We start from the raw sequence: 20,685 nt of genomic DNA, 5'->3' as shown, positions 1-20,685 counted from the left end.
CATTGTCCACCAGTGCGCTGCGCAGGGCAGCGATCACCTGGTCCTGAGGGGCAGTCATCATGAGCTCCACAAACGTCGATCCAGGTCAGGATTCGTCATTACCGAGGGCACTGGCCCAGCGCACAAGATCGTCCACGTCCATGCTCCGGATGTGGTCGATCCGCTCGGCCGTCGTCCGCTGCCGCCCCTCCTCCGCCAGCCGCAGGATCACATCGAGCACTCCGGCCGTGCGCAGTTGCTCCACGGAGACGGCCGCCAGGGCCTCGCGCACCTCGGACTCGTCCACGTCCCCGGCCGGCTCCGGGCCGGCGACGGCCGCCGCCGCGGGGGCCAGCCCCAGCTTGTCGTAGAGGTGGCCGGCCAGCCCCGAGGCGGTCGGGTAGTCGAACACCAGGGTCGGCGTCAGACGGGTGCCGACGGTGTCGGAGAGCCGGTTGCGCAGTTCGACGGCCATCAGCGAGTCGAAGCCGAGGCTCATGAACGTCACCTCCGGGTCCACGGCGGCGGGCCCGTCATAGGCGACGACCGCGGCCACGGTCGACCGCACCAGATCCAACAGACTGTCCCGCCGCGCCTCCTCCGGCAGCCCCTCGAGGCGCTGCCGGAACGTCATCGCGTCCGCCGATCCCTCGGCCACGGCCGGAGCCCGCCGTACCGCGGGCCGCACCAGGTGCCGCAGCAGCGGCGGGACCCGCCCGCCGCGGGGCGACAGATCCAGGTGGATCGGGACCAGCACCGCGTCGTCCATGGCGGACGCGGCGTCGAACAGCGCGAGACCGTCGGCCGAGCCGATGGGCCGCACGCCGCCGCTGGTCAGCCTGGCCACCTCGCGGTCACCGAGCCCGCCGGTCATGGCGCTGCGCTGTTCCCAGAAGCCCCAGCCCAGCGACTGGGCCGGCAGGCCCTCGGCACGCCGGCGCTCGGCCAGCACGTCGAGGAAGGCGTTGGCCGCGGCGTAGTTGGCCTGGCCGGCCGCGCCGAAGGTCGCCGACGCCGAGGAGAACAGCACGAACGCGGAGAGCCGCAGGCCGCGCGTCAGCTCGTCGAGCAGCAGCGCCGCGTCGGCCTTGGGCCGCAGTACGCGGTCCAGCTGTTCCGACGTCAGCGACATGACCGGGGCGTCGTCGAGCACACCGGCCGCGTGCACGACCCCCGTCAGCGGCCGGTCGGCCGGGACACCGGCGATGAGCTCGGCCATCGCGGCCCGGTCGGCGGCGTCGCAGCGGGCGGCCACCACCCGGGCACCCGCCGCCGTCAGCTCCGCGACCAGCTCCGGGTCGGGACCGGAGCGTCCGACCAGGACGAGGTCGCGCACTCCATGCCGGTCCACCAGGTGCCGCGCGGTCAGCCCGCCGAGGACGCCGCCGGCACCGGTGATGAGCACCGTGCCGTTCGGGTCCCACTTCGGCTCCTCGCCGGTCGGCGCGGCCCGCACCAGACGGGCGGCGAGCACCGCACCGTCCCGGACCGCGACCTGCGGTTCACCGCCGGCCACGGCGGCCGGCAGCCACTGGGCGACCTCGTCGGCAGGACCGAGGTCCACCAGGACGAACTGGTCGGGGTGCTCGCTCTGCGCCGCCCTGACCAGGCCCCACACCGACGCGTGCACCGCGTCCCGAGCGTCGGGCCCGGCCGCGCCGCGGGTGACGAACACCAGACGCCGGTCGTCCTCGTGCTCCGCGGCCAGCCACTCCTGGACCCGGGCGAGCGCCCGGTGCGCGACGGTGTGCACGTCGTCGTCGGATCCGGTGAAGTCCGCCACCTCGTACGGCGGTACGGCCGTGTCGTCGGCGGTCACCGGGTGCCAGTCGACCCGGTACAGCGACCGCACCCGGGCGGCCTCCAGCTGTCCCGCCGCGAGCGGGCGCATCACCAGTGATTCGACGGTGGCGACCGGGGATCCGGCGGCGTCGGCGACGGTGATCGCGACCTCGTCGGTGCCCGTCGTCGTCAGCCGCACCCGCAGGGCCGTCGCGCCCGACGCGTACAGACTCGTCCCGCCCCAGCTGAACGGCAGCCGGACGCCGCCGGCCTCGCCCGCGGACGGGCCGGCCCCGACGGCCGCCAGCCACAGCGCGTGCAGCGCCGCGTCCAGGAGTGCCGGGTGCAGGCCGAACCGCCGGGCGCGGTCACGCTGCGCCTCGTCCAGGGCGACCTCGGCATACACCTCGTCACCGCGGTGCCAGGCCGCCCGGAGCCCCTGGAAGCCGGGCCCGTACTGGTATCCCTGCTCGGCGAAGCGGGAGTACAGGTCGGTCGTGTCCAGGGGTTCGGCCCCGGCCGGGGGCCACGCTCCGGTCAGGGCGTCCGCCGTCGAACCGCCGGTGGCCAGCGCACCGGTGGCGTGCCGAGTCCACTCCTGGTCCGCGGGCGCGTCCTCCTCCCGCGCGTACAGGTTGAGCGAGCGCCGCCCGGACACGTCGGGCGCGCCCACCGACAGCTGGAGGGTCAGTCCGCCGCGGTCGGGCAGGACCATCGGGGCTTCCAGGGTCAGTTCCTCGACCGTGGCACAGCCGAGCTGCTCGCCCGCGTGCTGCGCCAGCTCCAGGAACGCCGTACCCGGCAGCAGCACCGTCCCGTTCACCGCATGGTCCGCGAGCCACGGGTGTGTGCGCAGCGACAGCCGCCCGGTGAACAGATACCCCTCCGCATCCGCCAACGGCAGCGCGGCACCCAGCAACGGATGCTCCACACCACGCAGACCCGCCGCACTCACATCACCACTCGCCGCCGACCTCTCCAGCCAATACCGCTGCCGCTGGAAGGGGTACGTCGGCAAATCCCGATACGTGGGAGTGCCGCCGAAGACCGAGGTGAAGTCCACCCCGACACCACGGACGAACAACTCCCCCGCCGACAACAGGAACCGGCGCAGACCACCCTCATCCCGCCGCAACGTCCCCGACACCACAACCTCATCACCAACCGCCCCATCGATCCCCACCGTCAGCACAGGGTGCGCGCTGACCTCGACGAAAGCGGAGTGCCCGGCATCCACCAGCCCGCGCACAGCAGCCTCGAACTCCACCGTCCGCCGCAGATTCCGGTACCAGTACTCGGCATCGAGGGCCGCGGTGTCCAGCAGGCCACCGGTCACCGTGGAGTAGAAGGGGATCTCGGCACTGCGCGGCGACACCGCCGCGAGCACGCTCAACAACTCCTCGCGGATCTCCTCCACATGGGCCGAGTGCGAGGCGTAGTCCACCGGCACACGCTTGGCCCGCTCCACGGAGGCCAGGACGGTCTCCAGACCGGCCGGGTCACCGGCCACCACGACCGAGGACGGGCCGTTCACGGCTGCCACCGACACACCCTCCGGCAACAGCGACCGCACCTCCCCCACCGGCAACGGCACCGACACCATCCCACCCCGACCCGCCAACGCCCTGATCGCCTTCGACCGCAACGCCACCACCCGCGCACCGTCCTCCAACGACAGCGCACCCGCCACCACGGCGGCGGCAATCTCACCCTGCGAATGGCCCACCACCGCGTCCGGCCGCACACCCACCGACTCCCACAGCCCGGCGAGCGACACCATCACCGCCCACAGCACCGGCTGCACCACATCCACCCGGCCGAAGTCACCGGACCGGACCACGTCCGTTAGCGACCAGTCCACGAACGGGGACAGCGCACGCTCACACTCCGCGAACCGCGCCGCAAACACCGGCGAGGACTCCAGCAACTCCACCGCCATACCCGCCCACTGCGAACCCTGACCCGGGAAGACAAACACCGTCCTGCCCGTGGCGGACACCGCACCGGAAACGACACCGGCCAGCGGCTCGCCGTTCGCGAGCGCCCGCAGGCCCGCAGCGAACTCCTCGGCCGACTCACCCACCACCACCGCACGCTGCTCGAACACCGAACGGCCCACCAACGCCGCACCCACCGCCGCACGGTCCTCCTCCACCAGCGGCACCAGCCCAGCCGCCCCCGCACGCACCGCCTCCACCGAACGCCCCGACACCACCCACGGCACCACGGCAGAAGCCACAGGCGCCCCGACCGCTTCCCCGGACACCAACTCCTCAGCCGGAGCCTGCTCCAGGATCAGGTGGGCGTTCGTACCGCTGAGACCGAACGACGACACACCGGCCCGGCGCGGGCCGTCCCAGGGCCGCTCCTCGGTCAGCAGGCTCACCTGGCCCGCGGTCCAGTCGACATGCGTCGAGGGCGCGTCCACGTGCAACGTCCTGGGCAGGATGCCATGCCGCATCGCCAGCACCATCTTGATCACACCGGCTACGCCGGAGGCGAGCTGCGTGTGACCGATGTTGGACTTCACGGAGCCCAGCCACAGCGGTTCCTCACGGTCCTGGCCGTAGGTGGCCAGCAGGGCCTGCGCCTCGATCGGGTCACCGAGCGTCGTGCCCGTGCCGTGCGCCTCGACGGCGTACACGTCGGACGGCTCCAGCCGGGCGTTGGCCAGCGCCTGCCGGATGACCCGCTGCTGCGCGAGCCCGTTGGGCGCGGACAGGCCGTTGGACGCGCCGTCCTGGTTGGTGGCGCTGCCGCGGATCACGGCGAGCACCGGGTGGCCGTTGCGGCGGGCGTCCGACAGCCGCTCCAGTACCACCATGCCGACGCCCTCGGACATACCCATGCCGTCGGCCGCGTCGGCGAACGCCTTGCAGCGGCCGTCCTCGGCGAGGCCGCGCTGCCGGCTGAAGCCGATGAAGCCCTCCGGGTTGGCCATCACGGTGACACCGCCGGCGAGGGCGAGCGAGCACTCGCCCGAGCGCAGCGCCTGGCCCGCCAGGTGCATCGCCACCAGCGACGACGAACACGCCGTGTCGACGCTGACCGCGGGCCCTTCGAGACCGAAGGTGTACGCGACGCGGCCGGACGTCACGCTGACGGAGCCGCCCGTGACCATCTGGCCCTGGAGTGCCTCCGGGACCTCGGCGTTGGCGCCGTAGCCCTGGTGGCCGGTGCCGACGAAGACGCCGGCCCGTTCGCCCCGCTGGCTCTCCGGGTCGATGCCGGCCCGCTCGAACGCCTCCCACGCGGTCTCGAGGAGCAGCCGCTGCTGCGGGTCCATCGTGAGCGCCTCACGCGGGCTGATGCCGAAGAACACGGGATCGAAGTCGCCCGCCCCGGCGAGGAATCCGCCGTGCCGGGTGTACGACGTGCCGGGCTTGTCGGGGTCCGGGTCGTAGAGGCCGTCCAGGTCCCAGCCGCGGTCGGCCGGGAAGTCCGAGATGACGTCACCGCCCGCGCGCAGCAACTCCCACAGCTCCTCCGGGCTGTTCACACCGCCCGGGAACCGGCAGGCCATGCCCACCAGCGCGATCGGCTCGTCCTCGGCCGCGACCACGACCGTGGCCACCGGGGTCGCGGTGTCCTGGGTCAGCTCCGCGCGCAGATGGCGGGCGACGGCGTGGACGTTGGGGTGGTCGAAGACGACCGTGGTGGGCAGCCGCAGGCCGGTCGCGGCGTTGAGCCGGTTGCGCAGCTCCACCGCGGTGAGCGAGTCGAACCCGATGTCGCGGAAGGCACGCCTGGGATCGACCGCGTCGGCTCCGGAGTGGCCGAGGACCGAGGCGACCTGCTCGCGGACGAGCGTGACGAGCTCGGCCTCGGACAGCTGGGCCGCCACCGGTGCGGCGGCGGGGGTCTCCTCCCGGGCCTGGGCCGCCACCTCCGGTATCTCGTCCAGCAGCGGACGGGGCCGGGCGGAGGTGAAGACCGGAGCGAAGCGTGACCAGTCCACCTCGGCGACGGCGAGGACCGTCTCGTCGTCGTCCATGGCCCGCTGGAGGGCCGCGACGGCCAGTTGCGGGTCGATGAACGGCAGGCCCTGGCGGCGTACCCGGTCCATGTCCAGACCGCCGGGCATGGCGGCGGACTCCACCAGGTTCGGGGTGTTCCAGATGCCCCAGGCGATGGAGGTGGCCGGTGTGCCGCGGCCGCGCAGGTGCTCGGCGTAGGCGTCGAGGAAGGCGTTGGCCGCGGCGTAGGCGCCGTGGTCGCCGCTGCCCCAGACGCCGGCGATCGAGGAGAAGAGGACCAACGCGTCGAGGTCGGGCAGCAGCTCGGCCAGGTGGACCGCGCCCGCGACCTTGGCGTGCACGACGTCCTCGAACTCGGTCAGCGAGGTGTCGGCCAGCGACGCGATCTGGATGAGAGCCGCGGCGTGTACGACCGCGCGGACGGGGGTGCCCGCCGCGTCCAGCCGCGCCACCAGCTCCGCCACGGCCGTACGGTCGGTGACATCGCAGCCGGTGTACTCCAGTCGCGTCCCCGACTCGGCGAGTTCCGCGATGAGTTCGGCGGCGCCGGGCACGTCCGCGCCGCGGCGCCCGGCCAGCACCAGGTGCTCGGCTCCCGCGGCGGCCAGCCAGCGGGCGATGTACGGTCCGACCGCGCCCGTGGCACCGGTGAGCAGGACGGTTCCCCGGGGGCGCCAGGCCCGCCTGGCCGGCCGTCCGTCCGGCAGGGGGCGGGTGAGGCGGCGCACCAGGGTGGTACCGCCGCGGACCGCCCACTGGTCCTCGTCGCCGCCGCCCGCGAGCACGTCGCAGAATGTGGCGGCGGACCGTTCGTCGTGGTCGGTGGGCAGGTCGACCAGGCCGCCCCAGAACTCCGGGTGCTCCAGGCCGATGACGCGGCCGAGCCCCCACACCGCCGCCTGCGCGGGGTGCCGCGGCTCCCCGTCGCCCGCCGCGGAGGTGGCGCCCTGGGTCAGGCACCACAGCGGGACGGTCCAGCGCGCGTCGTGCAGCGCCTGGGTGAGCACGGTGGTGAGCGCAAGGCCCGCGGTCAGGCCCGGGTGCGCGGGGTCCGGCCGCTCGGCCAGGGCCAGCAGCGACAGCACGCCCTCCGGCCGTGCCCGGTCGGCCAGGGCCGCGGCCAGCTCCTCCCGGCCGGTGCCGGCGGGGACGACGTACTCCTCGACCCGGGCGCCGCGCTCGGTGAGCGCGCGGATTGCCCCGGCCGCCCAGGCGTCCTCGCGGTGTCCCTCCGGGACGACCGCCAGCCAGGTGCCGGGCAGCGGCCGTGCCTCGGGCACGGCCGGGCGCCAGGTGACGCGGTAGCGCCAGGAGTCCGTGGAGACCTCCGGGGACGGCGGCGCCAGCCAGTACCGCTCGCGCTGGAACGGGTAGGTGGGCAGGGCCACCTGCCGGCCGCCCCGGTACAGCGCGGCCGAGTCCACGTCCACGCCGTGTGCCCAGGCGGTGCCGAGCGAGGTCATGAAACGGCGCAGGCCGCCGTCGTCGCGGCGCAGGGTGCCGACCGCCAGGATCGCGGTGTCGCCGTCGATGTCCTCGGCGGTCTCCTCGATGGGCATGGTGAGGACGGGGTGGGCGCTGATCTCGATGAAGGCGCCGAAGCCGGCTCCGGCCAGCCCGCGTACGGCGGCTTCGAGCTCCACCGTCCGCCGCAGGTTGCGGTACCAGTACTCGGCGTCGAGACCCGTGCCGTCCGCCCACTCCACATCCACGGTGGAGAAGAACGGCACCGTCGCCTCACGCGGCGACACCCCCGCCAGCACACGCAGGATCTCCTCACGGATCTCCTCCACCTGAGCCGAATGCGACGAGTAATCCACCGGCACACGCCTGGCCCGCTCCACGGAGGCCAGCACCGATTCCAGACCCGCCGGATCGCCCGAGATCACAACGGAGGACGGGCCGTTGACGGCGGCCACGGACACACCCTCCGGCAGCAGCGACCGCACCTCGTCCACCGGCAACGGCACCGACACCATCCCACCACGACCCGCCAACCCAGTGATCGCCTTACTGCGCAGGGCGACCACCCGCGCACCGTCGTCCAACGACAGCGCACCCGCCACCACAGCGGCGGCAATCTCACCCTGCGAATGACCCACCACCGCGTCCGGACGCACACCCACCGACTCCCACAACCCGGCGAGCGACACCATCACGGCCCACAGCACCGGCTGCACCACATCCACCCGGCCGAAATCACCGGACCGCACCACATCCGCCAACGACCAGTCCACGAACGGCGACAGCGCACGCTCACACTCCGCGAACCGCGCCGCGAACACCGGCGACGACTCCAGCAACTCCACCGCCATACCCGCCCACTGCGAACCCTGACCCGGGAAGACGAACACCGTCCTGCCCACACCGGCGGCGACCGGGCGGTCGAGGGCGGCCAGGCCGACCGTCCAGTCCTCGGCGTCCCGCCCGACGACGACCGAGCGGTACTCGAACGCGGTGCGGGTCGCCAGGGTGTGGCCGATGTCCACGGGGTTCTCGCCGGTCAGCGGCCGCAGCTGCTCGGCCAGTGCCAGCACGGCCTCCGGCGTCCGGCCCGACAGCAGCCACGGCACGACCGTGGCGGGCGGGGCGGCGGGCGCGGCGGCGGGGGGCACCGACTCGATGATCGCGTGCGCGTTGGTGCCGCTGATGCCGAACGACGACACACCGGCCCGGCGCGGGCCGTTCGCGTCGGGCCACTCACGGGCCTCGGTCAGCAGCTCCACCTGGCCCGTGGCCCAGTCGATGTGCGGCGACGGCTCGTCGGCGTGCAACGTCCTCGGGAGCGTGCCGTGCTGCATGGCCAGCACCATCTTCATGATGCCGGCGACGCCCGCGGCGGCCTGGGTGTGGCCGATGTTGGACTTCACCGAGCCCAGCCACAGCGGCCGGTCGCGGTCCTGCCCGTAGGTGGCCAGCAGCGCCTGCGCCTCGATCGGGTCGCCCAGCGACGTGCCCGTGCCATGCGCCTCCACCACGTCCACCTCGGACGGCTTCAGCCCGGCATTGGCCAGCGCCTGCCGGATGACGCGCTGCTGCGAGGGGCCGTTGGGGGCGGTGAGCCCGTTGGAGGCGCCGTCCTGGTTGACCGCGGTGCCGCGCACCACGGCCAGTACCGGGTGCCCGTTACGCCGCGCGTCCGACAGCCGCTCCAGCAGCAGGACGCCGACGCCTTCCGCCATGCCGAAGCCGTCCGCGCCCGCCCCGAAGGACTTGCACCGGCCGTCCGCGGCCAGGCCGCGCTGGCGGCTGAACTCCACGAACCCGCCCGGCGTGGCCATCACCATGACACCGCCGGCGAGCGCGAGGGTGCACTCACCCGAGCGCAGCGCCTGGCCCGCCAGGTGCAGGGCGACCAGGGAGGAAGAGCAGGCCGTGTCGACGGTGACCGCGGGCCCCTCGAGGCCGAAGGTGTACGACAGCCGGCCGGAGACGACGCTCGCCGAGTTGCCGGTGGCGATGTAGCCCTCACCGGCGTCCGGGTCCCCGGCCAGCAGCGTGATGTAGTCCTGGCTGTTGGTGCCCACGAAGACACCGCCGGGCGTGCCCTTGAGCGAGGCCGGGTCGATGCCGGCCCGTTCGAACGCCTCCCAGCTGGTCTCCAGGAGCAGCCGCTGCTGCGGGTCCATGGCCAGCGCCTCGCGCGGGCTGATGCCGAAGAAGCCCGCGTCGAACTCGCCCACGGCGTCGAGGAAGCCGCCTTCGCGCACGTATGAGGTACCCGCGTGGTCGGGGTCCGCGTCGTAGAGGCGGCTGACGTTCCAGCCGCGGTCGGTGGGCAGCCCGGTGATCGCGTCGCCGCCCGAGGCCAGCAGCTCCCACAGCGCCTCGGGAGTGCTGACGCCGCCGGGGAACCGGCAGCCCATGGCGACGATGGCGATCGGCTCATCGGAGGCCGCGGCCACCGGGGCGGCCGCGGCGGTACGGGTGCCCGCCAACTCGGCGAGGAGGTGGCCGGCCAGGACGGTGGGGGTCGGGTAGTCGAAGACCAAGGTGGCCGACAGTTTCAGGCCGGTGGCCTTCGTCAGCCGGTTGCGCAGCTCCACCGCGGTGAGCGAGTCGAAGCCCAGCTCGCGGAATGCCTTGCCGGCCTCTACCAGGTCCGGGGAGGCGTGGCCGAGGACCACGGCCGCGGCACCGCGCACCAGGTCGAGGGCGTACCGCTGCCGCTCCGCCTCCGGCATGGCCGCGAGCCGGTCCCCGAGGGAGACTCCGGCGCCCGCGCCGGTGGCCGCCCGCCGCGCGGGCGCGCGCACCAGGCCGCGCAGTACGGGGGGCAGGGTCTCTTGCCGACGCAGCGCGTCGTGGTCGACGCGGACCATGACGGGGGCCGCGAGGTCCGTCGCCAGGGCGGCGTCGAAGAGGGCGAGGCCCTGCTCCGAGGAGAGCGGCGGCATGCCGGAGCGTGCCATCCGGGCGACATCGCCGTCGTCGAGCCGCGCGGTCAGGCCGCTGCGCTGCGTCCACATGCCCCAGGCCATGGACTGGGCGGGCAGCCCCGCCGCCCGCCGGTGCTGGGCGAGGCCGTCGAGGAAAGCGTTGGCCGCGGCGTAGTTGCCCTGGCCGGGGGCGCCGAAGCTGCCCGCCGCCGAGGAGAACAGCACGAAGGCGGCCAGGTCCTGGTCCCGCGTCAGTTCGTGCAGATGGAGGGCTGCGTCGGCCTTGGCTCCGAAGACCTGGTCCAGGCGATCGGGGGTGAGGTCGGCCAGTACGCCGTCGTCGAGGACGCCCGCGGTGTGCACGACCGCCGTCAGCGGCCGCTCCAGCGAGCCCAGCACCTCGGCCAGCGCGTCCCGGTCCGAGACGTCGCAGGCGACGTAGCGGACCTCGGCGCCGGGAACATCCGGCGCGTCACCGCTGCGGCTGAGCATGACCAGGTGGCGGATGCCGTGCTCGGCCACGAGGTGTTCGGCGACGAGCCCGGCCAGCACACCGCTGCCGCCGGTGATGAGGACTGCGCGGTCGGGGTCGAGGCGGCGCGGCGGGGTGAGGACGAGCTTGCCGACATGCTTGGCCTGGCTGAGGAAGCGCATCGCCTCGGGGGCGCGGCGCAGGTCCCAGCCGCGGGTCGGCAGCGGCGTCAGCACGCCCTGTTCGAAGAGGCCGAGCACCTCGGTCAGCATCGCGTGGATCCGGTCGGGGCCGGCGTCCATCAGCTCGAAGTCCCGGTAGCGCACGCCCTCGTAAGCGGCCGCCACCTGCTCGGGGTCGCGGAGGTCGGTCTTGCCCATCTCGATGAAGCGTCCGCCGCGGGGCAGCAGGCGCAACGAGGCGTCGATCAGCTCGCCGGTGAGGGAGTTGAGGACGACGTCCACGCCCCGGCCGCCGGTGGCGGCGAGGAAGGCGCTCTCGAAGTCGGCCGTCCGGGAGGAGGCCAGGTGGTCGGTGTCGAGTCCGGTCGCCTCCCACTTGCCGGTGCCGGCCGTGCCGTAGACCTCGGCGCCGAGGTGGCGGGCGAGCTGGACGGCGGCCATGCCGACGCCGCCCGCCGCGGCGTGCACGAGGACGGTCTCACCGGCGCTCAGACCGGCCAGGTCGACCAGTCCGCGGTAGGCGGTGAGGAAGACCACGGGCACGCCGGCGGCCTGCTCGAAGGTCCAGCCGTCGGGTATCCGAGCCAGCAGCCGCCGGTCGGCGACCGCGACCGGCCCGTAGCAGCCGGCGAACACACCGCAGACCCGGTCCCCGACCGCGAGGCCGGTGACGCCCGGCCCGGTCGCGGTGACGACACCGGCGCCCTCGATGCCCATCGGGCCCGGCTCGCCGGGGAGCAGGCCGAGGGCGTTGAGCGCGTCGCGGAAGTTCATGCCCGCGGCGCGGATCTCGACGCGCACCTCGTTGTCGGCCAGGGGTGCCAGCAGCTCGGGCGCGGGCAGCAGCGCCAGGTTCTCCAGAGTGCCGCGCTCCGTGGTGCCCAGCAGCCAGGCCGACGTGCCGTCGGCGGGCGGCAGCAGGGTGTCACCTGTGCCGACGCGGGCCAGTCGCGGCTGGTGGGCGATGCCGTCGCGGAGCGCGAGCTGCGATTCGCCGGTCGCCACGGCGGCGGCCACCAGGTGGTCGGACGCCTCGTCGGAGTCGATCAGTACGAAGCGGTCGGGGTGCTCCGCCTGGGCGGAGCGGACCAGGCCCCACACCGCGGCGTGCGCGGGATCCACGTCGGCGCCCGGCTCGGTGGCCACTGCCGCCCTGGTGCGGACGATCAGGGTGCCGTCCTCGGTGAGGGCGTCCTGCAACCGGGCGAGCACCTGCGCGGTCACCTCGTGCGCCGAGCCGACGCCGACGGCGAACACCTCGGGCTCCGGGTGCGTACGGTCGGTGTCCAGCGCCAGGACCGGCCACTGGAAGTGGTACGGGAGCTCGCGGGAGGCACGGAACAGGGCCGGGTTGAGCGGGCGGACCACCAGCGAGCCGACCGTCACGACGGGCTCGCCGGACCCGTCGGCGGCCGCGATGGTGATCGAGTCGGGCCCGTCCGGGCGGACCCGGACACGCAGCACGTCGGCGCCGGACGCCAGCAGCGAGACCCCACGCCAGACGAACGGGAGCCGCGCCTCGTCACCGGAGAAGAACGCGCCCAGACCCGCGGCCTGGAGCGCCGCGTCCAGCAGTGCGGGGTGCAGACCGTACGCGTCGGCTTGGTCGGCCTGCTCGTCGGGGAGCGCGACCTCGGCGAACAGGGTGTCGCCCTGCCGCCAGGCGGCGCGCAGCCCCTGGAAGGCCGGGCCATAGGCGAAGCCGTTGCCGGCCATGCGGTCGTAGAAGCCGTCGATGTCCATCGCCTCGGCCCCGGCCGGGGGCCACGTGTGGGCGGTGAAGTCGGCGGGAGCGGTCGCCTCGGTGAGCGTGCCGCCCGCGTAACGGGTCCACTCCTGGTCGGCGGGCGCGTGTTCGGCCTTGCCGTGGACCGTCAGCCGCCGACTGCCGTCCGTGTCGGGCGCGCCGACGACGACCTGGATCGCGAGTCCGCCGCGGTCGGGCAGGACCATCGGTGCTTCCAGGGTCAGTTCCTCGACCGTGGCACAGCCGAGTTGCTCGCCGGCGTGCTGCGCCAGCTCCAGGAACGCCGTACCCGGCAGCAACACCGTCCCGTTCACCGCATGGTCCGCGAGCCACGGGTGCGTGCGCAGCGACAGCCGCCCGGTGAACAGATACCCCTCAGCATCCGCCAACGGCAGCGCGGCACCCAGCAACGGATGCTCCACACCACGCAGACCCGCGGCACTCACATCACCACTCGCCGCCGACGCCTCCAGCCAGTAACGCTGTCGCTGGAAGGCGTATGTGGGCAGGTCGGGGTAGGCCGGGGTGTTCCCGAAGAACGGTGTGAAGTCCACCGCGACGCCGCGGACGAACAGTTCACCCGCCGAGCGCAGGAACCGGCGCAGACCGCCCTCGTCACGCCGCAGTGTCCCCGAGACCACCGACTCGTCCCCGACGGCCTCGTCGATGCCCACGGTCAGTACGGGGTGGGCGCTGACCTCGATGAAGGTGGTGAAGCCGGCGCCGGCCAGATCGCGTACGGCGGCTTCGAACTCCACGGTCTGCCGCAGGTTGCGGTACCAGTAGTCGGCATCCAGACCCGTACCGTCCGCCCATTCCACATCGACGGTGGAGAAGAACGGCACCCTCGCCTCACGCGGCGAGACATCCTCCAGCACACGCAGGATTTCCTGGCGGATCTCCGCCACCTGCGCCGAGTGCGACGAGTAGTCCACGGGCACACGCCTGGCCCGCTCCATGGACGCCAGCACCGACTCCAGACCCGCCGGGTCACCGGAGATCACGACGGAGGAGGGGCCGTTCACGGCGGCGACGGACACACCGTCCGGCAACAGCCCGCGGACCTCGTCCACGGGCAGTGGCACCGACACCATGCCACCACGACCCGCCAGGGCTGTGATCGCCTTGGACCGCGATGCCACCACCCGTGCGCCGTCCTCGAGCGAGAGCGCGCCCGCCACCACGGCGGCGGCGATCTCACCTTGTGAATGTCCCACCACCGCGTCCGGACGCACGCCCGCCGACTCCCACAGTGCGGCAAGCGACACCATCACCGCCCACAGCACCGGCTGCACCACATCGACCCGGGCGAAGTCACCGGAGTGCACGATGTCCGTCGGCGACCAGTCCACGAACGGGGACAGCGCACGCTCGCACTCCGCGAACCGTGCCGCGAACACCGGTGAGGAGTCCAGCAGTTCCACCGCCATACCGGCCCACTGCGAGCCCTGCCCCGGAAAGACGAACACCGTCCTGCCCACGGCGGACGCGACACCGGAGACGACGTCGGCCCGCTGCTCGCCGTCGGCGAGCGCCCGCAGACCAGCCGCGAGCTCCTGGGCCGGACCGCCGAGGACCACCGCACGGTGCTCGAACACCGAGCGGCCCGCCAAACCCGCACCCACCGCGGCACGGTCCTCATCCGCGAGCGACACCAACCGCCCCGCCTGGGCACGCACTGCTTCCGCCGAACGACCCGAGACCACCCAGGGCACCACGGCCGGAACCACGGGCGCCCCGGTGGCCTCCTCGGCGACCGGCTCCTCCACCGGGGCCTGCTCCAGGATCAGGTGGGCGTTCGTACCGCTGAGACCGAACGACGACACACCGGCCCGCCGCGGGCCGTCCCAGGGCCGTTCCTCGGTCAGCAGCTCCACCTGGCCCGCGGTCCAGTCGACATGCGTCGACGGCGCGTCCACGTGCAACGTCCTGGGCAGCACGCCGTGTCGCATCGCCTGGACCATCTTGATCACACCGGCCACGCCGGCCGCCGCCTGCGTATGACCGATGTTGGACTTCAGCGAGCCCAGCCACAGCGGCCGCTCACGGTCCTGCCCATAAGTGGCCAGCACAGCCTGCGCCTCGATCGGATCGCCCAGCGACGTGCCCGTGCCATGCGCCTCCACCACGTCCACCTCGGACGCCTTCAGCCCGGCATTGGCCAGCGCCTGCCGGATCACCCGCTGCTGCGAAGGACCATTGGGCGCCGACAGACCGTTGGACGCACCATCCTGATTCACCGCACTGCCACGGACCACCGCGAGCACCGGGTGACCGTTGCGCCGCGCGTCCGACAAACGCTCCAGAAGCACCACGCCGACGCCCTCACCGAAACCGGCGCCGTCGGCGGCGTCCGCGAACGCCTTGCAGCGGCCGTCGGCGGCGAGGCCGCGCTGCCGGCTGAACTCGGTGAACAGGGCGGGCGTGGACATGATGGTGACACCGCCGGCGAGCGCGAGCGAGCACTCACCCGAGCGCAGCGCCTGGCTCGCCAGGTGCATCGCCACCAGCGACGACGAACACGCCGTGTCGACGCTGACCGCCGGGCCCTCCAGGCCGAAGGTGTACGCGATGCGGCCGGACAGCACGCTGGGCGAGGTGCCGGTGCCGAGGAAGCCCTCGATCTCCTCGGGCACCTCGGTGACGCGCGCCGCGTAGTCCTGGTACATCACACCGGCGAAGACACCGGTGGCGCTGCCCTTGAGGTCCTGCGGGCGGATGCCCGCGCGCTCGAACGCCTCCCAGCTGGTCTCCAGGAGGAGCCGCTGCTGCGGGTCCATGGCCAGCGCCTCGCGCGGGCTGATGCCGAAGAAGCCGGGGTCGAAGTCGGCGGCCTCGGCGAGGAAGCCGCCCTCGCGGGCGTACGAGCTGCCGCGGCGGACGCCCTCGGGGTCGTACAGGCCGTCCAGGTCCCATCCGCGGTCGCCGGGGAAGGCGGCGATGGCGTCGCCGCCGGAGGCGACCAGGTTCCACAGGTCCTCGGGGGTACGGACGTCCCCGGGGAAGCGGCAGCCGATGGAGACGATCGCGATCGGCTCGTCCACGGCGACGGCCTGGACGGCGCTGGTGGCCGTGGTCCGTCCCTCGCCCAGTTCGACGAGGAGGTGCTCGGCGAGCGCGATCGGGGTCGGGTAGTCGAAGACCAGCGTCGCCGGGAGCTTCAGGCCGGTGACGGCGTTGAGCCGGTTGCGCAGCTGGACCGAGGCGAGCGAGTCGAAGCCGAGGTCGCGGAAGGCCCTGTTGCCGTCGATGACGTCGGCGGAGGCATGGCCGAGGACCGTGGCGACGCGGGTGCGGACCAGGTCGACGACGGCGCCGAGGCGGTCGGCGGCGGGTAGGGCGGCGAGCTGTGCGGCCAGCGAGGTGGTGTCCTCGGCGGTGCCATGCGCGGCGACGGCCCGGCGGGCCGGGGTACGGACCAGGCTGCGCAACAGCGGCGGGACCGGGTCGGCGGAGGCGCGCAGCACCGGCAGGTCCAGGCGCATCAGGACGAGCAGCGGGTCCGGGGCGGCCAGCGCCCGGTCGAACAGCTCCAGGCCCTGCTCGACGGTGAGGGGCGGCATGCCGGAGCGGGCAATGCGGCGCAGGTCGGCCTCGTCGAGGTGGCCGGTCATCGCGCTGGCCTGCTCCCACAGGGACCAGGCGAGGGACTGGGCGGGCAGTCCGGCCGCGCGGCGGTGCTGGGCCAGCGCGTCGAGGTAGGCGTTGGCGGCGGCGTAGTTGGCCTGGCCGGGGCCGCCGAAGACGCCGGACGCGGAGGAGAACAGGATGAACGCGGCCAGGTCGCGGTCGCGCGTCAGCTCGTGCAGATTGACCGCGGCGTCCACCTTGGGCCGCAGGACGGTGTCGACGCGCTCCGGGGTCTGGGCGGTGATGACGCCGTCGTCGAGCGCGCCGGCGGCGTGGATCACGGCGCACAGCGGCCGGCGCAGCCCGTCGATCACCGCGGCCAGGGCGGTGCGGTCGGCGGCGTCGCAGGCCACGATGTCGACCTCGGCGCCGAGCCCCGTCAGCTCCGCATGCAGCTCCGGGGCGTGCCCGGTGCGGCTGAGCAGGACGAGGTGGCGTACGTCGTGGTGGGTGACGAGGTGCCGAGCGAGGTGGGAGCCGAGCAGGCCGGTACCACCGGTGATCAGCACGGTGCCGTCGAGCGCGGCCGGTGGGCCGTCGGAGCGGGCGCGCTCCAGGCGGGGGGCGAGGAGGCGGGCGCCGCGCACCGCGAGCTGGTCCTCGCCGGTGACGAGCGGCGCCTCGGCGCCCTCGGTGTCGGTGTCCACGAGCACGAAGCGGCCGGGGTGCTCGGACTGGGCGGACCTGACCAGGCCCCAGACGGCGGCGCCCGCCAGGTCGGTGACGTCCTCCTCCGGGGCGGCGGACACCGCTCCGGTGGTGACGAACACCAGCTGTCCCGGCTCGTCGTCGGCGAGCCACCGCTGCACCTCGGCGAGGGCGTGGCCCACCGCGGCCCGGACGTCGCCGCCGGGCTCGACGCGTACGGTCCCGGCCGGTCCGGCGGTGCCGGGCGCGGCGGTCACCGCCGTCCAGGCCGGGCGGAAGACGGCATCGGCGCCCGGGGCGCGCACGGCGTCCTCGGCGGGCGGCCGTAGCGCGAGGGACTCCACCGAGGCGACGGGCCGTCCGGCGGGGTCGGCGACGTGCACGGAGACGGCGTCCTGCCCGGCGGGGGCGATCCGGACGCGCAGCGCCGTGGCGCCCTGGGCGTGCAAGGACATGCCGTTCCACGAGAACGGCAGCCGGGCCTCGGCGGCATCGGCGAGTCCGGTGACGTGCAGTGCCGCGTCGAGCAGCGCGGGGTGCAGGCCGAAGTGGCGGGCCGCGTCCTGCTGGTCGTCGGGGAGGACGACCTCGGCGAAGAGTTCCTCGCCGCGGCGCCAGGCCATGCGCAGGCCCTGGAAGGCCGGGCCGTAGCCGAAGCCGGCCGCGGCGTAGCGGTCGTACATGTCGGCGGCGTCGAGCGGGGTGGCGTCCCGCGGCGGCCAGACGGTGAGGTCGGCGGCGGGGGCTGCGGGGGCCGCGGACAGGGTGCCGCTGGCGTGGCGGGTCCACTCGTCCGTGCCGTCGGGAGCCGCGTGCAGGGTGATGGTGCGGCGGCCGGACGGGTCGGGGGCGCCGACCGCGAGCTGGATGGCGACGGCGCCGTGCTCAGGCAGCACGAGCGGGGTTTCCAGCAGGAGTTCCTCGACCCGTTCGCAGCCCACCTGGTCACCGGCGCGGGCGGCCAGTTCCAGGAACGCCGTGCCGGGCAGCAGGATCGCGCCGCGGACCGTGTGGTCGGCGAGCCAGGGGTGGGTGCGGACGGAGAGGCGCCCGGTGAGCAGGGCGCCCTCGGCGTCCGCGAGCGCGACGACCGCGCCGAGCAGCGGGTGGTCGGCGGAGCCGAGGCCGGCCGCGGTCACGTCGCCCTGCTGGGCGGAGTGGTCCTCCAGCCAGTACGCCTCCCGTTGGAAGGGGTAGGTGGGCAGGTCGACGCGGGAGCCGCCGGGCAGGAGCGCGGTGAGGTCGGCGGGGACGCCCGCCACGTGGAGCTCGGCGAGGGAGAGCAGGAACCGGTCCCAGCCGCCGGCGTTCCGCCGCAGTGTGCCCACGACGGTGCCCGCGACCGTCTCCTCGATCGCCGAGGTCAGCACCGGGTGCGGGCTGACCTCGACGAACACATCGTGGCCCGCGGCGCCGAGCGCGCGGACGACGGTCTCCAGCTCCACGGTCTGGCGCAGGTTGCGGTACCAGTACTCGGCGTCGAGGGCCGCGGTGTCCAGCAGGCCGCCGGTCACCGTGGAGTAGAAGGGGATCTCGGCACTGCGCGGGGTCAGGCCCGCCAGGGTGGTGAGCAGTTCCTCACGGATCTCCTCCACATGGGCGGAGTGCGAGGCGTAGTCGACGGGGACGCGGCGGACGCGCACGTCGTCCCAGGTCTCGAGGGCGTCGAGGGCGGCGGTGTCCCCGGCCACCACGACGGACGAGGGGCCGTTGACGGCGGCGACGGACAGACCGGGTCCGATGCGGCGCCGGGCCTCCTCCGCCGAGAGGGCGACGGAGGTCATGCCACCGCGGCCGACGAGGGCGTTCAGCGCCTTGCTGCGCAGGGCGACGACGCGTGCGCCCTCCTCCAGCGAGAGCGCGCCGGCCACCACGGCGGCGGCGATCTCACCCTGCGAGTGGCCGACGACAGCGTCCGGCCGGACCCCGGCGGCCTGCCACAGGGCGGCGAGGGAGACCATCACGGCGAACAGCACCGGCTGGACGACGTCCACCCGGTCGAAGTCACCGGAGCGCAGCACGTCCTCCAGGGACCAGTCGACGTGCGGGGCGAGCGCCTCGGCGCACTGGGCGATCCGGTCGGCGAAGACCGGCGAGGCGTCGAGGAGGTCCACCGCCATGCCGGTCCACTGAGCGCCCTGGCCGGGGAAGACGAAGACCAGGTCGCGGGTGGGGCGGACGGTGCCGCGCACCAGGAAGGGGTGTTCCTCGTCGTTCGCCAGGGCGGCCAACGCGGCGTCGGCGTCGCTGCCGCCGCCGAGCACGACGGCGCGGTGTTCCAGCGCGGCCCGGGTGGTGGCCAGGGAGTGGCCGACGTCGAGCGGGTCGAGACCGGTGAGAGCGCGCAGCTGTGCCGCCCGGGCGCGCAGCGCCCGCGGGCTGCGGGCGGAGAACGTCCAGGGCACGACGGCCGGGGCGGTCACCGCTGCGGGCGCTGCGCCGGCGTCGGCGTCCGCCACGGGGGCGGGCCCGGTCTCCTTCGGCTCCTCGGGCGCCGGTGCCTGCTCCAGGACGATGTGGCTGTTGGTGCCGCTGACGCCGAAGGAGGAGACGGCGGCGCGGCGGACCCGGTCCACCTCGGGCCACGACTGGAGTTCGGTGGCCAGCCGGACCGTGCCCGATGCCCAGTCGACCTGGGGCGTGGGCCGGTCCGCGTGCAGCGTGGGCGGCACCTGGCCGTGCCGCATGGCCTGCACCATCTTGATGATGCCGCCGACTCCGGCGGCGGCCTGGGTGTGGCCGATGTTCGACTTCAGCGAGCCGAGGAGCAGCGGCTGCTCCGGGCTGTGCTCGCGGCCGTAGGTGGCCAGCAGCGCCTGCGCCTCGATGGGGTCGCCGAGCGGGGTGCCGGTGCCGTGCGCCTCGACGACGTCGACGTCGGCCGGGGTCAGCTTGGCGTTGGTCAGCGCCTTGCGGATGACCCGCTGCTGGGCGGGGCCGTTGGGCGCGGTGAGCCGGGAGCTGGCGCCGTCCTGGTTGACGGCGGTGCCGCGGACCAGGGCGAGCACGGGGTGGCCGTTGCGCCGGGCGTCGGAGAGCCGCTCCAGCAGGAGCATGCCGACACCCTCGCCCCAGCCGGTGCCGTCGGCGTCGGCGGCGAACGACTTGCAGCGGCCATCGGCGGCCAGGCCGCGCTGGCGGCTCATCTCGGTGAACGCGACGGGGGTCGACATCACCATGGCGCCGCCGGCCACGGCGAGCGTGCACTCCTCGGCGCGCAGGGCCTGGGCCGCCAGGTGCAGTGCGACCAGCGACGACGAGCAGGCGGTGTCGACGCTGACCGCGGGGCCCTCGAAGCCGAAGGTGTAGGAGATGCGGCCCGAGGCGACGCTGTCGGAGTTGCCCCCGGCGAGGAATCCCTCGACCTCCTCGGGCACCTGGCGCAGCCGGGAGCCGTAGTCCTGGTACTGCACGCCGGCGAAGACGCCGACCTGGGCGCCGCGCTGGGCCTGCGGGTCGATACCGGCCCGCTCGAACGCCTCCCAGGTGGTCTCCAGGAGCAGCCGCTGCTGCGGGTCCATCGCGAGCGCCTCGTTCGGCGAGATGCCGAAGAACTGCGGTTCGAAGCCGGAGATCTCGTCGAGGAAGCCGCCCTCGCGGGCGTAGCTGCTGTCCGGCCGGTCGCCCTGCGGGTCGTACAGCCGCTCCAGGTCCCAGCCGCGATCGTCCGGGAACGGGGTGACGGCGTCCGTGCCCGCGGCGACCATGCGCCACAGGTCCTCGGGGCTGTTCACGCCGCCCGGGTAGCGGCAGGCCATGCCCACGATGGCGATGGGCTCGGTGTCCTTCGCCTCGAGCTTGGCCAGCCGCTGACTCGCGCGGTGCAGATCGGTCGTGACCCGCTTGAGGTAGGTGCGGAGCTTGTCGTCGTTCACTGCTGTCCCTCTAC

At 74.0% G+C, this 20,685-nt stretch carries 1 protein-coding gene; it reads right to left on the bottom strand.

Features of this window, described 5'->3' with window-relative positions:
* Positions 1 to 85: 85 nt before the first annotated feature.
* Positions 86 to 20,671, bottom strand: a complete 20,586-nt coding sequence (locus AB0E24_RS40400) for an SDR family NAD(P)-dependent oxidoreductase (protein ID WP_359384619.1) — start codon at positions 20,669 to 20,671, stop codon at positions 86 to 88.
* Between the last annotated feature and the right edge of the window lie 14 nt (positions 20,672 to 20,685).

Origin of the sequence: Streptomyces malaysiensis subsp. malaysiensis (genome assembly GCF_040653035.1) — a bacterium.
GTDB lineage: Bacteria > Actinomycetota > Actinomycetes > Streptomycetales > Streptomycetaceae > Streptomyces > Streptomyces malaysiensis.
The sequence above is the reverse complement of the archived record's forward strand: the minus strand, read 5'-3'. Positions and strand labels throughout refer to the sequence as shown.